The sequence below is a fragment of the Marinobacter nauticus genome (genome assembly GCF_003634635.1).
Taxonomy (GTDB): Bacteria; Pseudomonadota; Gammaproteobacteria; order Pseudomonadales; family Oleiphilaceae; genus Marinobacter; species Marinobacter nauticus.
Genome location: NZ_RBJB01000006.1, coordinates 49,576 through 64,488, shown reverse-complemented (window position 1 = coordinate 64,488; position 14,913 = coordinate 49,576). Strand labels below are relative to the sequence as shown.

Genomic DNA, 14,913 nt, shown 5'->3' with positions numbered 1-14,913 from the left:
GTGTGACTCAAGAATCCTTGAACAGTACCGACGGAGGGGGGCTTTTCCCCCGGCTCCAGCAGCGATACGGTCTTCGAGACAATCCTCTCGAGATGGAAACGCCGTTTTTCCCGGATGCCATGCGTCAGCATGCTTTGGAGACGTTGCGCCATCTTTGTGGGTTCGGGGATATGGTGCTGGTGCTGACCGGTGCGCCGGGGGCCGGTAAGACCCGGGTGTTGGCAGAGTTGGTGCGCAGCGAGTCCTCAAGGCTTGATTTTCATCGAATTCCCGCATCGGCGCTTACCAGCCGCCAGGCCCTCGCGCGTTACCTGAAACAGCTGGCGAAATCCGGGATACCGGCAGACTCTGAGCCCAGAGAGGCGGTTTATCGTTATTTTCGCTGGTCCGAATCCGGCCTCCGCCGAGGTCACCGGCAAGTGCTGCTGATTGACGATGCAGACCGGGTTGAGTCGGATGTTCTGAATCTTCTGGTGGCAGGCTTCGTGGCCTCGGAACGGTCGGTTTCTGCCGTTCCGATTATGGCCGGCACCGAGCAGGTTTGGAGCCAGTTGGAAGATCGTCCTGATTCCGCCTATGCGCATCACCTGAACCTGCCTCCGTTAAGCCGCGAAGACATCAAGGCATATCTCGAACCCAGGGTTCATAGGGCGGGTGGTTCTCAGTCTGAGTTGCTGTCGACCTCTCGGCTGAAAAAGCTTGAGGTGTTGAGTCAGGGCAGCTTTGGTCGACTCAAGGGTGTTGCGCCGGGTGTTTGGCTGGACATGGTTCCGTCGTCGGCAACGTCCTCCTCGAAAGCTGGTTTTACGGTTGCGCATTTGCGGTGGCCTGCGCTGGGGCTGCTATTGCTGGCGGCATCCTGGTGGTTTGTTTCCCAGCAATACGAGAGCACGGTTCAGCGACAGGCTGACGCCGAGGTTGAGCCTGAGCCAGTCCGTAAGAGCATTACCATTGGTCCGGGTACTGAGGAGCCTGAGCCGGAAATGGCGCCTTTGATTGCACCTGCGCGCCAGGATGAGCCTGTCGTTCCGGGCGAGAACAATGCGGCTGAGGAATTGACACAGGCCCCGCCTGAAACAGAGATTGTCCCAGAGCCAGAGCCAGAGCCAGAGCCAGAGCCAGAGCCAGAGCCAGAGCCAGAGCCAGAGCCAGAGCCAGAGCCAGAGCCAGAGCCAGAGCCAGAGCCAGAGTTTGTGCCGGACAATCCCGTTAAATTTGTGGCACTTGACCAATTACGTCAGCGTAAGGGTTGGACGCTGCAGCTTGTTGCAGGCAATCAGGAACAAACGGTGTTGAATGTACTGCGTCGAGCGCCCGAGGATGCGAATTTGAGCTACACCAAGGGTGAGCGCCAGGGCTTACCTTGGTTTATGCTGGTTTATGGCCAATACTCTAGCCGAGAAGAGGCCGGGGCGGCGGCGGCTAGTCTGCCCGACGTGCTGAGGATCTCGAATCCTTGGGTTCGACCCTACGAGGATTATTGATTTTCGCACCATTCCGGTGCGTTTTAGGCGCCAAACTACGAAAAAAATTGTATACGTAGTTTCACGTGTGTAAAATCCCTTCCCCCTTTTTTTCGGTGTCAGCGCATTTCTTGCACCATTTTGGTGCGGTAGCGTCGCTGGCGGGAAGCATTTACACGCGAGAGAACGCTTATGACAACAGGCTTGTATCATCCTGATGAGTTCAGGGACAACTGCGGTTTTGGCCTGATTGCCCACATGAAGGGCGAAGCGAGCCATAAGCTGTTGCAGACAGCCATTGAATCTCTGACCTGCATGACCCACCGGGGCGGCATTGCTGCCGATGGCAAGACCGGTGATGGTTGTGGTCTGCTTATTCAGAGCCCCAAGGCCTTCCTCTATAAAGCTGCCCAGGCAGCCTTCGGCAAAAAACCTGGCGACTTGTTTGCGGTTGGCCAGGTTTTTTTGGCTAAGGACGACGCAAAAGCTTCTGCTGGCCGATCAGCTATTGAAAAAAGGCTGACGGAGCAAGGCCTTGAAATTATGGGTTGGCGGGAAGTGCCCGTCGATGACAGTTGCCTTGGCCCCATGGCTCTGGATTGTCTTCCGCGCATCGAACAGGTATTTGTAGAGCCCGGCGGCAATGAAGAAAAAGAATTTGCGATCAGTCTATTCGTCGGGCGCCGCCATGCTGAACGAGATATGGCGGAAGACCCGGAATTCTATATCTGCAGTCTTTCCCATAAGACGTTGGCCTACAAAGGCCTGATGATGCCCGCGGATCTGGCCAACTTCTACAAGGATCTTGGTGATCCGGATCTGCAAACGGCCATCTGTGTTTTCCACCAGCGCTTCTCGACCAACACCATGCCGCGTTGGCCACTGGCGCAGCCGTTCCGGTTCCTGGCCCATAATGGTGAGATAAACACCATCGACGGTAACCGTAATTGGGCAATTGCCCGCGCAGCCAAGTTCAGCTCACCGGATTTGCCGGATCTGCAGACCCTGCAGCCGCTGGTTAACCTGACTGGCTCCGACTCCTCAAGCATGGACAACATGCTGGAAGTGCTCCTGGCAGGTGGTGTAGACCTGTTCCGGGCGGTGCGCATGATGATTCCGCCTGCCTGGCAGAATGTTGATACCATGGATTCTGAGCTGCGGGCCTTTTACGAGTACAACTCCATGCATATGGAGCCTTGGGATGGCCCTGCGGGCCTGGTAATGTCAGATGGCCGTTATGCGCTGTGTATGCTGGATCGCAATGGTCTGCGTCCCGCACGCTGGGTTATCACCAAGGACGATTTCATCACCCTGGCCTCGGAAGTGGGAACGTACAGCTACTCACCGGATGATGTGGTGGCCAAGGGGCGGGTTGGCCCGGGTCAGATGCTGGCCATCGATACCGAATCCGGCGAGGTCCTGCATACCGGGGATATCGACCAGCGGCTCAAAAAAGCCCAGCCCTACAAGCGCTGGCTCAAGGACAATGCACTGCGAGTCGAGACCACGCTGAATCAGGCGACCCCGGAATTCAAGCTGATGGAATCCGAAGAGCTTCTGGTTCATCAGAAGATGTTCAATATCTCGTTTGAAGAGCGGGACCAGGTGCTGCGCCCACTGGCTGAGAGTGCCCAGGAGGCGGTAGGTTCCATGGGGGACGATACCCCGATGGCGGTTCTGTCCAGCAAGGTGCGCCATGTGGCGGATTATTTCCGGCAGAAATTCGCGCAGGTCACCAACCCGCCCATTGATCCTCTCCGTGAGACCATCGTCATGTCTCTGGAGACTTGTCTGGGCGCGGAACAGAACGTTTTCGAGGAGTCTCCGGAGCACGCTAACCGGATTATCCTGACCACGCCGGTGCTGTCGCCGGCCAAGTTCCTGAAGATCAGCAATAACGATCGCCCGGGATTTGAGGTGGCAAAAATCGCCCTGAGCTATCGTCCTGAAGAGGGCTTGGAGCAGGCGGTTCGTCGGGTATGCGACGAAGCCGAAAAAGTTGTGCGTGATGGCAAGGTGTTGCTGATTCTAAGCGATAAGGACCTGGCTCAAGGCGATCTTCCGATCAATGCCCTGATGGCCACCGGCGCAGTGCACCATCACCTGGTGGCGAGAGGTCTGCGCTGCGATTCCAACATCATTGTTGAGACCGGCTGGGCTCGGGACCCGCATCACTTTGCGGTACTGTTCGGATTTGGTGCTACGGCGGTCTACCCGTACCTGGCCTACCAGATCCTGAACGATCTGATTCGCACCGGCGAAATGCTGATGGATCCGATCGAAGCCAAGAACAATTACCGCAAGGGCATCAACAAGGGCTTGCTGAAGATCCTGTCGAAGATGGGTATCTCCACCATTACCTCCTATCGCGGTGCCCAACTGTTTGAAGCCATTGGTCTTGCCGACAATGTGGTAGACCTGTGTTTCAAAGGCGTGCCGAGCCGGATTCAGGGCGCCGACTTCTTCGATTTCCAGCAGGATCAGGAGCAGTTGGCCGCGGTTGCCTGGAAGCCCCGTAAGCCTATTTCCCAGGGCGGCCTGCTCAAGTACGTGCATGGCCAGGAATATCACGCCTTCAACCCGGATGTGGTGGGCAAACTGCAGGATGCCGTGATAAGTGGCGACTATGGCACCTACAAGGAATACGCCGGTCTGGTCAATGAGCGCCCGGTTGCCACCCTGCGCGACCTGCTGGTGTTCCGTGAGGGCATCCAGTCAATTGACCTGAGCGACGTTGAGCCCGTGGAGAATATTTTCCCGCGTTTTGACTCTGCGGCGATGTCTCTCGGTGCCCTGTCGCCGGAGGCGCACGAGGCTCTGGCCGTGGCCATGAACACGCTGGGTGGTCGTTCCAACTCCGGTGAGGGCGGCGAAGACCCGGCCCGTCACGGCACTAACAAGCGTTCCAAGATCAAGCAGGTGGCTTCCGGTCGTTTCGGTGTGACCGCTGAGTACCTGCGTAGCGCCGATGTTATGCAGATCAAGGTAGCTCAGGGTGCCAAGCCGGGTGAAGGCGGCCAGTTGCCGGGCGGTAAGGTGAATGACCTGATCGCGCGCCTGCGTTACTCGGTGCCCGGTGTCACCCTGATTTCGCCACCGCCGCACCACGACATCTACTCCATTGAAGACCTGGCGCAGCTGATCTTCGACCTGAAACAGGTGAACCCGGAGGCGCTGGTGTCCGTCAAGCTGGTATCAGAGCCCGGGGTGGGCACGATTGCCGCGGGCGTTGCCAAGGCTTATGCCGACCTGATTACGGTTTCCGGTTATGACGGCGGTACCGCAGCCAGTCCGCTGACCTCAATCCGCTACGCAGGCTCCCCCTGGGAGCTGGGCCTGACGGAAACCCAGCAGGCGCTGCGCGCCAATGATCTGCGAGGCAAGATTCGCCTGCAGACCGACGGCGGCATCAAGACTGGTCTGGACGTGGTGAAAGCCGCGATTCTGGGCGCGGAGAGCTTTGGCTTCGGCACCACTCCGATGGTGGCGTTGGGTTGTAAATACCTGCGGATCTGCCACCTGAATAACTGTGCGACGGGTGTCGCGACACAGAACGACTATCTGCGCGAAGAGCACTTCAAGGGCACCGTGGAAATGGCCATGAACTTCTTCCGCTTTGTGGCGGAGGAAACTCGCGAATGGCTGGCGAAGCTGGGTGTGCGTTCTCTGGAAGAGTTGGTCGGCCGTGTTGACCTGCTGGAGCGTCTACCGGGTAATACCGAGCGCCAGAAGAAGCTGGATCTGACCCGTCTGCTGCAGAATGACCACATTCCGGCTGACAAGCCGCACACCTGTCAGATTGAACGCAACAAGCCCTTCGATGAAGGTAAGCTGGCGGAGCAGATGGTGCAGGACACCGCTGCTGCCATCGCCGAGAAGTCCGGCGGTGCCTGGAGTTACCGGGTGACTAACTGTGACCGTTCCATTGGTGCACGCCTGTCTGGCGAGATTGCCGCCCGTTACGGCAATCAGGGCATGACCGATGCGCCCATCACTCTGGACCTGACCGGCACCGCTGGCCAGAGTTTCGGTGTGTGGAACGTCGGTGGTCTGAACCTGATTCTGGAGGGTGATGCTAACGACTATGTGGGTAAAGGCATGACCGGCGGTAAGCTGGTCGTCAAGCCGCCCCGTGGTAGTGACTTTGAGACCCAGGAAACCTCCATTGTCGGTAACACCTGTCTGTATGGCGCAACTGGTGGCAAGCTGTTTGCGGCCGGCACCGCCGGTGAGCGCTTTGCGGTTCGTAACTCCGGCGCCCATGCCGTGGTTGAAGGTGCTGGCGATCACTGCTGCGAATACATGACGGGTGGTCTGGTCACCGTGCTGGGGTCCACCGGCTACAACTTTGGTGCCGGCATGACCGGCGGGTTCGCCTATGTGCTGGACCTGGACAACACCTTTGTGGACAAATACAACCATGAACTGGTTGAGATCCAGCGTATTTCCCGTGAAGACATGGAAGCCTACCGGAACCACCTGCGTGGCGTGATCCGGGAGCACATCTCTGAAACCGGAAGTGCCTGGGCAGAGCACCTACTTGAAGATTTCGACGATTACATCGGCCGTTTCTGGCTGGTCAAGCCCAAGGCCGCGAACCTTCGCAGCCTGCTGGCAAGCACCCGCGCCCGTCCGGAATAACGGGCAGGTCCAACAAGGTTGATGGGTCGCACTCCGGTGCGGCCCCCGTCGAAATCGAGCTGATGAGAGTGGCAACATGAAAGAACGTCTCAACAATGACTTTCAGTTTGTGGAAGTTGGGCGGGTAGACCCGAAGAAGGTGCCTGCCAAGAAGCGCAAAAAGGAATTCGGGGAAATCTATCACCCGTTCAGCGAAACCCATGCGGCCTCCCAGTCCCATCGATGCCTGGCGTGTGGTAACCCGTACTGTGAATGGAAGTGCCCGGTACACAACTATATTCCGAACTGGCTGAAGCTGGTGTCGGAGGGCAACATCATGAAGGCGGTGGAACTGTGCCACCAGACCAACTCCCTGCCGGAAGTCTGTGGTCGTGTGTGCCCGCAGGACCGCCTGTGTGAAGGTGCCTGCACCCTGAATGACGGCTACGGCGCGGTTACCATCGGTTCTGTTGAGAAGTACATTACCGACACCGCATTTGCGCTGGGCTGGAAACCGGATATGTCCAATGTCACCTGGACTGACAAGAAGGTGGCTGTGATTGGCGCTGGCCCCGCAGGGCTTGGTTGTGCTGATGTTCTGGTGCGCAACGGCGTCAAGCCTGTGGTGTTTGATCGTTACCCGGAGATCGGTGGCCTGCTGACCTTCGGTATTCCTGAGTTCAAGCTGGAAAAATCCGTCATGTCCCGCCGCCGCAAGGTGTTCGAGGAGATGGGCGTGGAGTTCCGTCTGAGTACCGAGGTGGGTAAAGACGTTCAGTTGAACAAGATCCTGGAAGAATTCGATGCCGTCTTTATGGGCATGGGTACCTACACCTACATGAAAGGTGGGTTCCCCGGTGAGGAGCTGCCGGGTGTCTATGACGCCCTGCCGTTCCTGATTTCGAATGTTAACCGTCGCCTGGGTTTCGAGAAAAAGGAATCTGACTTCATCGATATGAAAGGCAAGCGTGTTGTGGTGCTGGGTGGTGGTGACACCGCTATGGACTGTAACCGGACTTCCATTCGCCAGCAGGCCGAGAGCGTGACCTGTGCCTATCGCCGCGATGAGGCCAACATGCCGGGCTCCCGTCGGGAAGTGGCCAACGCGAAAGAGGAGGGCGTCAAGTTCCTGTTCAACCGTCAGCCCATCGCCATCATCGGTGAAGACCGCGTTGAGGGTGTAAAGGTAGTCACCACGGAGCTGGGTGAGCCGGACGAAAACGGCCGTCGTCGTCCGGAAGTGGTTCCGGGCAGTGAGGAAGTGATTCCGGCTGATGCCGTGCTGGTAGCGTTCGGCTTCCGCCCGAGCCCAGCACCCTGGTTTGAAGAGCTGGGCGTGAACACGGACGACTCCGGTCGGGTGACTGCGGCAGAAGAAGCCGAGTTTCCGTTCCAGACCAGCAATGCCAAGATTTTCGCTGGTGGCGACATGGTGCGTGGCTCGGATCTGGTGGTTACCGCAATCTGGGAAGGACGTCAGGCGGCCGAAGGCATCCTGGACTACCTGGACGTTTAACGCTGGATTGACCAGAGTCAGAAAGGGCGGCTTGCTAAGGGTAAGCCGCCCTTTTTTATTCGTGCAAACGGGGTATCATTGCTCCCCATTGTCTCTGACCATTTTTACCGACGAGAACGGGAAACTCTATGACCGAGCTGAAGAACGATCGCTTCCTGCGCGCCCTGATGCGCCAGCCTGTAGACCGCACCCCGGTGTGGATGATGCGCCAGGCAGGCCGTTACCTGCCGGAATACCGCGCAACCCGGGCCAAGGCCGGCGACTTCCTCAGTCTGTGCAAAAACACCCCGCTGGCCTGTGAGGTTACCCTGCAGCCGCTGGAGCGTTACCCCCTGGATGCCGCCATCCTGTTTTCTGACATTCTGACCATTCCCGATGCTCTAGGGCTGGGGCTCTATTTCGAAACCGGCGAAGGCCCGAAATTCCGCAAGGTCATTCGTTCGGAAGCAGATGTGGATGCACTGCCCAGGATGAATGCCGAGTCTGACCTGGACTACGTGATGAATGCGGTGTCTACCATTCGCCGGGAGCTGAATGGCCGCGTGCCGCTGATCGGTTTCTCTGGCAGTCCCTGGACTCTGGCCACCTACATGATTGAAGGTGGATCTTCCAAGACCTTCTCGGAAGCCAAGAAGTTGATGTACGGTCAGCCGGAGGTGATGCATCGTCTGTTGGACCATCTGGCAGATTCGGTCATTGACTACCTCAATGGCCAGATCAAGGCCGGCGCCCAGGCTGTGCAGATTTTTGATACCTGGGGTGGTGTGTTGAGCAGCTGGGCCTATGAAGAGTTTTCCCTGCGCTACATGACGAAGATTGTTGATGGTCTGATTCGCGAGAGCGAAGGTCGCCGTGTGCCGGTGATTGTTTTCACCAAGAACGGTGGTCAGTGGCTGGAGTCTATCGCTGATTGTGGCGCCGATGCTGTGGGGCTGGACTGGACGACGGACATCGGAAACGCCCGTGCCCGCGTGGGCGACAAGGTGGCCCTGCAGGGCAACATGGACCCGGCCATGCTGTATGCGCCGAAGGCGCGCATTCGCCAGGAGGTGGCGGATATCCTGAAGCGCTATGGTTCTGGCTCGGGGCATGTGTTCAACCTTGGGCATGGGATTACGCCGGATGTGGATCCGGAGCATGCCGGGGCGTTTATTGAGGCGGTTGTTGAGCTTAGTGGGCAGTATCACCAGTAAAGCCAAACTAGGGGATTGCCGCTTCTCCTAGCCTGCAAGATTGGTGTTTGAGGGCCGTTCTACCGGCCCTCTTCGGACGTTTCTGGAAATATCCTCCTGAGACTGCATCGTGGTCTTTCACCGGATGGGTTTTACTCCGTAACAGTGTCGTTTAACTAAGCTGTACTCCTTTTTATGTCCGGTCTATAGTCAGAGAAAGCAACAACGTCTGTCTGGAGCTTTCCCTTGTCTAACAGAACATCCGAAAAACGCCGGTTTCACCGAATCAACTTTGACGCCCCCTGTGAGCTGCATTGTCAGGATGTGGTGTGGTCAACGGAGGTGTTGGATATTTCCCTGAAGGGCGTTCTCGTTCAGCGGCCTGAAGGATGGAAGGTTCCTCTGAACAAGCCCTGTGAAGTGGTGATTCACCTGAATGAGCATGAAGCTGCGATTGTAATGGCGGTGGAGCTGAAGCATGTGGAGGATCATCGGCTGGGATTTCGCTGCCAGTACATTGATCTCGACAGTGCAACGCACTTGAAGCGTTTGGTGGAGCTGAATCTTGGAGACCAAGCGTTACTCGAACGGGAATTCGCACATCTTATCGACTGACAAGATTCAAAGATCGCTATCGTACGTTAACCTGCTGTGTTTTTGTCTGGAATGATACGGAGGTCATTCTGCAATGGGCCGCTCACTTACCTTCTCTCTTTTCTTGGTTCACCTGTTGTGTTTGTCGTTGCTGACAGCAACGAGTGCTGTTGCAGGTTCTGCGGAACCCGTACTGGGTACGTGGACAGGTTTTGATAACAACAGTTTCTCGGGGCAACTCCGGAGTGTTGAGCTGGCTCTGGAGCTAGATAACGATGCGCAGGCACCGTCAGATCAGGGCATGGCGCTATCGGGACAGAGTGAAACCATCTACCTGAAGGGCCGTATGACGACGACCTTCCTTCAGGGGCGAGCCAATAATCTGGCGTTCGCGGATCAGGATTTTGATGTTCGCGCGGGTTATCTCCCGTCGTTGAACGTGCTCATACTATATCCCTATCGTGAACGAGGTCCGGGGGCGTCCGAGCAGCAGCTAGCTGTGTTATCAGTCGATGGCAACACACTGGCATTTATTAAGACAGCAAGGGCCTCGGGCTGGCCCCTGCCCTGGCTGTTATCCCGGCGAAACCAGTCAGAACCGGTGCTTGATGAGCTGGCTGCGATCAAGCAAGCCGGCCCCTTCGGCGGTGCGGGCATCAACACGTTGAGCGTGACGCTACAAAATCTGAAGCCCAGAATGTCCGCACAGCAGATCAGCGAGCAGAAACAGAGCATTAGTGCCTTCAGAAAACGGCTGGCGAAGGCGATGCTATCGCATGATCTGGCTGCTATCAGGGCGTTGAACACAGAGGCCAGCGAACAGGCCAAGGCCGTGGTGCAGACCGTCATGTTCTCCGGAAATCCCGGAATGGCGCCGGCCAACACGGCGCCCGGCAACCAGGCCTGTCCCGAATCGGTGTTGGGTTGGTACGAAGCGATCGAGTCCGAGCGTCAATCCGAACGCTTCAACAGTTTTCTTGAGGTGTTTAATGCGTTTCGGCCGGATACTTTCAGCCCGCACTTCGGTAAAGATTTCCAGGACTTGAGTGAGGTCGAGCGAACGGTGCTCTTCAATCAGATGAGCCGGTACTGCGCAGGAGAGCCCCGGGTTTCCCGTTCCCGATTTTATCAGTCGTTTCAGCACGCATTCTTGGGTGGGCTTGCAAGCAGCGGAAACAGTTCAGGGCCCTTCACTGCGGCCTCAGGTGCCCGTGCGCTTGAGATTTATGAGGGATGGCAGCAACAAGCTGTCTCTGGCGTCCGGACGGCGGGCTCTGCAGCGCAGGCGGAGCATCTGGCGAAAGTTCTCAACGCATTTTCCGGCAGTTTCTGGGAAGCAAAGGCTGCAGATATCAGGGCGACTGCGGATCAGTTGGTGAACATGGCTTCGGACGCTAATAAGGAGCTAGCGCCGCCGGTCGCTGTTGCCTCAGTGCTGCCCGCACCGGAAGTGCCCGGGCCCGTTGGCCGGCCGGTCCCGAAACAAAAGCCGTTACCGCAATCTGCGCATGCGGAGCACAAAGAGCCTGGAGCTGGGCAACAACCAGCGTCAACAGAGACTCCGAAATCTCGGGAGGCGTCGGGCGTCGGGGCCATAACAACCTTTCGGGAACTGCGGGGTGGTGTGATTGCCCAGGCCGATGCCTTGTGCGTGCTGAGCGGAGGTTGCAAAGACACATGTCGTGCCTCGCCCGACTCTTGTCCGGGTGGCGAGCAGGCTGCGTTAGCCCGGGGCTTCTGGAGTAACTGCAGTGATAACGGCTGGGAAGGAGAAGCGTGTGAGGTTATCATTTCCCGGTTCGGGAAACTGAGTCAGTCTGAACCTGTTGTTGTGCCTGGGGCGTATCAGTCTTTGTACGCCTTGTTGGAATCGGGGCAGGCGTTTCCGCCAACGGAGGAGAATCTGGCGTTTGTTGCGGGGCTTGGAGGGTATCTGGCCAACGAGTGTCAGATTCTTGGGCCCGCCGAGGCAAGCGTGGTCAATAACTTTGCGCGAGCCGGAAAAACGTTCGCCGTAATGGGCAATAACTATATGAATCCCGGACGAAATTTGGGTAAGGCGACCTCCGCCACAGGTCATGTAATCGCGGGCATCGAGCTTGCTCAGAACATTGCCTGTCGATTACCTGAATCCTATGTATTGGCAACGCGTATCGTTGAGAGCATTCAGGCTAGCGACGGCGCGGGGAATAACGGGCCTTCCCGTTTTGTGGCCACTTGCACCCGAACCTTCTCGGAGCAGCAATGCCAGTGTCTTGCGGACATTGGGCGCGCGACGATCCCCGACATCCATACCCGGGATTACCACCGCAACCTGATTCGGGAGATTATCGAGCGTAATCCCATGCTGGGCTTTGGAATCGGATTGCAGTGCCGGATTACCAATTACTAGGGAGCTCAGGTTGATTGCTTCAGGCTGACAGGTGCCCTCAGAGCTCTTCCAGAGCAGACAGGGCATCCGAAAGCTTGGTCACCGGAATCACTTTCATGCCATCGACAGGCTTACGCGGAACGTTGGCCTTGGGCACCAAAGCCCGGGTAAAACCGTGCTTGGCCGCCTCGTAGATACGCTCCTGGCCGCTTGGTACCGGCCGGATCTCGCCAGACAAGCCAACTTCGCCAAAAATAACCAGGTCCTGCGGCAGCGCCCGATTCCGGAATGACGAAACCACAGCTGACAGCAAAGCAAGATCCGCACTGGTTTCGTTGACCTTCACACCGGCCACCACATTTACAAACACATCCTGATCGGCCACATGCATGCCGCCATGGCGGTGCAGCACGGCCAGAAGCATCGCTAAGCGGTTCTGGTCAGTCCCTACCGCTACCCGTCTCGGGTAGCTCCCCTGGGCCATGTCCACGAGGGCCTGAATCTCCACCAGCATCGGCCGAGTGCCTTCCCAGACGACCATCACTACGCTGCCCGGCGCCGCTTCCTCGCCTCGATTCAGGAAGATGGCGCTGGGGTTTTTTACTTCCTTCAGACCTTGTTCCAGCATGGCGAACACGCCCAACTCATTAACCGCGCCGAAGCGGTTCTTGATGCCGCGCAGGGTTCGGTAGCGGCTGTCGCTGGAGCCCTCCAGCAGGATCGAGCAGTCAATCATGTGTTCGAGCACCTTCGGCCCCGCCAGGCTGCCATCTTTGGTGACGTGCCCCACCAGCAAGAGGATGGTGCCGGTTTGCTTGGCAAAGCGGGTCAGAAAGGCGGCGCTTTCCCGAACCTGGGATACCGAGCCAGGGGCGGATTCAATGTCCGCGACATGCATTACCTGGATACTGTCGATTACCAGAATGCGGGGCTTCTCCGCTTCCGCCACCTGCATAAGCCGCTCAACGGAGGTTTCCGAGAGCATTTTCAGGTCTTTGGTGGGCAGGCCCAGCCGCTTGGCGCGCATGGCTACCTGTTGCAGGGATTCCTCACCGGTGACGTACAGCGCTGAGTGCTTCTCGGCCAGTTGGCAAACCGCCTGCAGTAGCAGGGTACTTTTGCCCGCGCCGGGGTGACCGCCCATGAGTACCGCCGAGCCTTCCACCAGGCCGCCACCCAGGACACGGTCGAATTCCTGCATGCCGGTGCTGATGCGTGCCTGCTCTGCCAGACTGACTTCGTCCAGGCTTTTTACCTCCGACAAGCTGCCGGCATAACCCTCAAAGCGGGCGCTGCGAGCACCTTTGCCGGGGCCTGAGACGCCGCGTACTTCGCTGATGGTGTTCCAGGCCTGGCAGGCGGTACATTGGCCCTGCCACTTGGAATAGTCGGCACCACACTCGGTGCATACAAAGGCGGTTTTGGCTTTGGCCATGGGTATGGTTCCGTGTCGGGCAGATCGGGGAGGGCAAGCGGGCCGACGCGAAGGCCGGCCCGGTCATCGGTTACGCCAGTTTCTTGTACTTCATACGCTTGGGCTGCATGGCGGAGTCGCCTTTGCGCTTCTTGAAGTCGGCGTCGTAATCGGTGAAGTTGCCTTCGAAGTAGACTACTTCGCCGTCGTCTTCGAACGCCAAGATGTGGGTCGCTACCCGGTCCAGGAACCAGCGGTCGTGCGAGATCACCAGTGCGGAGCCCGGGAAGTTCAGCAGGGCTTCTTCCAGAGCGCGCAGGGTTTCCACATCAAGGTCGTTGGTGGGTTCGTCCAGCAGCAGCACGTTGCCACCCTGTTTCAGCAGCTTGGCCAGGTGCAGGCGGTTGCGCTCACCGCCGGACAGGTCGCCCACCCGTTTCTGCTGGTCAGTGCCCTTGAAGTTGAAGCGGCCCACGTAGGCCCGGGACGGGGTCTCGTAGTTACCGACCTTGATGATGTCCTGGCCGTCGGAAAGCTCTTCCCACACAGTCTTGCTGCCGTCGAGATCGCGCATCTGATCCACGTAGGCCAGTTCCACGGTTTCACCAACGGTGATGGTGCCAGAGTCCGGCTTGTCCATGCCTGCGATCATCTTGAACAGCGTGGATTTCCCCGCGCCGTTACCACCGATGATGCCAACAATCGCACCCGGTGGAACGTGGAACGAGACATTCTCGTACAGCAGGCGGTCGCCGAAGGCCTTGCTGATGCCGTCCACCTCGATCACCTTGTCGCCAAGGCGAGGTCCGGGCGGGATATACAGTTCGTTGGTTTCGTTGCGCTTCTGGAATTCCTGGGAGCTCATCTCCTCGAAGCGGGCCAGTCGTGCCTTGCTCTTGGACTGGCGGCCCTTGGCGTTGGTGCGTACCCATTCCAGCTCGTGCTTGATGGCTTTCTGGTGAGCGGCCTCCTGCTTGGCCTCCATCTCCAGGCGCTTCTCTTTGTTCTCCAGCCACTGACTGTAGTTGCCCTCGAACGGAATGCCGTGGCCACGGTCCAGTTCCAGGATCCAGCCGGCGACGTTGTCCAGGAAGTAACGGTCGTGAGTGATGGCGACAACGGTGCCGTCGTAATCGTGCAGGAAGCGCTCCAGCCAGGCCACGGATTCGGCATCCAGGTGGTTGGTAGGCTCGTCCAGCAGGAGCATGTCAGGGCCGGACAGCAGCAGGCGGCAAAGGGCCACACGGCGGCGCTCACCACCTGACAGCACTTTTACCTTCTGGTCCCAGGCCGGCAGTCGCAGGGCGTCTGCCGCCACTTCCATCTTGCGCTCTATGTCGTGGCCATCGGTAGCCTGGATAACGGCTTCCAGTTCGCCCTGTTTCTTGGCCAGTTCGTCAAAGTCCGCATCCGGCTCGGCGTAGGCGGCGTAAACCTTGTCCAGCTCCGCCAGAGCGTTGTGTACGTGCGAGACGGACTCGTCAACGATTTCCTTTACGGTCTTCTCCTCGTCCAATTCCGGCTCCTGCGGCAGGTAGCCCACATTGATGCCGGGCTGTGGCCGGGCCTCACCGATGTAATCCTGGTCGACACCCGCCATAATACGCAGCAGGGTGGATTTACCGGCGCCGTTCAAACCAAGTACGCCGATTTTGGCGCCCGGGAAGAAGCTCAGAGAGATGTCTTTCAGAATTTCCCGCTTGGGCGGTACCACCTTGCCCACGCGGTTCATGGTGTATACGTATTGAGCCATTTTGGCATAT

The 14,913-nt window shown here is 58.0% G+C and carries 8 protein-coding genes; 6 read left to right on the top strand and 2 right to left on the bottom strand.

The annotated features are described in order from the left end of the window. Positions 1-2 precede the first annotated feature (2 nt). The 6 genes from C7436_RS16735 to C7436_RS16710 all read left to right on the top strand — a co-directional run bounded on the left by C7436_RS16735 (position 3) and on the right by C7436_RS16710 (position 11,757). Positions 3-1,484 (top strand): AAA family ATPase, encoded by a 1,482-nt coding sequence (locus tag C7436_RS16735; protein WP_121208524.1) that lies wholly within the window; start codon positions 3-5, stop codon positions 1,482-1,484. A gap of 171 nt (positions 1,485-1,655) precedes the next feature. Continuing rightward, positions 1,656-6,104, top strand: a complete 4,449-nt coding sequence (gene gltB, locus C7436_RS16730) for a glutamate synthase large subunit (protein ID WP_121208523.1) — start codon at positions 1,656-1,658, stop codon at positions 6,102-6,104. A 76-nt stretch (positions 6,105-6,180) separates the two neighbouring features. After that, complete coding sequence (locus C7436_RS16725; RefSeq protein WP_011784353.1) at positions 6,181-7,599, top strand: FAD-dependent oxidoreductase; 1,419 nt, start codon at positions 6,181-6,183, stop codon at positions 7,597-7,599. A 128-nt stretch (positions 7,600-7,727) separates the two neighbouring features. Continuing rightward, complete coding sequence (gene hemE, locus C7436_RS16720) at positions 7,728-8,792, top strand: uroporphyrinogen decarboxylase (RefSeq protein ID WP_011784354.1); 1,065 nt, start codon at positions 7,728-7,730, stop codon at positions 8,790-8,792. Positions 8,793-9,017: 225 nt separating this feature from the next. Next, positions 9,018-9,386, top strand: coding sequence for a PilZ domain-containing protein (locus tag C7436_RS16715; RefSeq protein WP_011784355.1), 369 nt, complete (start codon positions 9,018-9,020; stop codon positions 9,384-9,386). 73 nt (positions 9,387-9,459) lie between these two features. Continuing rightward, a complete protein-coding gene (locus C7436_RS16710; RefSeq protein ID WP_121208522.1) occupies positions 9,460-11,757 on the top strand; it encodes a hypothetical protein in 2,298 nt (765 codons plus the stop codon). A gap of 37 nt (positions 11,758-11,794) precedes the next feature. Here the strand turns inward: C7436_RS16710 and radA are convergent, their stop codons facing one another. Together radA and ettA are read right to left on the bottom strand one after the other, a co-directional pair. Continuing rightward, the gene (gene radA, locus C7436_RS16705) at positions 11,795-13,171 is read right to left on the bottom strand and encodes a DNA repair protein RadA (protein ID WP_011784357.1); all 1,377 of its coding nucleotides are present in this window, start codon (positions 13,169-13,171) and stop codon (positions 11,795-11,797) included. A gap of 70 nt (positions 13,172-13,241) precedes the next feature. Continuing rightward, on the bottom strand, positions 13,242-14,903 hold the full coding sequence (ettA, locus tag C7436_RS16700; RefSeq protein ID WP_121208521.1) for an energy-dependent translational throttle protein EttA: 1,662 nt from the start codon (positions 14,901-14,903) through the stop codon (positions 13,242-13,244). Positions 14,904-14,913: the final 10 nt, after the last annotated feature.

Bases quoted from the DNA above. Each gene is read 5' to 3' on its own strand.
- C7436_RS16710 (WP_121208522.1), top strand. From the start codon at position 9,460: ATGGGCCGCTCACTTACCTTCTCTCTTTTCTTGGTTCACCTGTTGTGT.
- C7436_RS16725 (WP_011784353.1), top strand. From the start codon at position 6,181: ATGAAAGAACGTCTCAACAATGACTTTCAGTTTGTGGAAGTTGGGCGG.
- radA (WP_011784357.1), bottom strand. From the start codon at position 13,171: ATGGCCAAAGCCAAAACCGCCTTTGTATGCACCGAGTGTGGTGCCGAC.
- gltB (WP_121208523.1), top strand. From the start codon at position 1,656: ATGACAACAGGCTTGTATCATCCTGATGAGTTCAGGGACAACTGCGGT.
- ettA (WP_121208521.1), bottom strand. From the start codon at position 14,903: ATGGCTCAATACGTATACACCATGAACCGCGTGGGCAAGGTGGTACCG.
- hemE (WP_011784354.1), top strand. From the start codon at position 7,728: ATGACCGAGCTGAAGAACGATCGCTTCCTGCGCGCCCTGATGCGCCAG.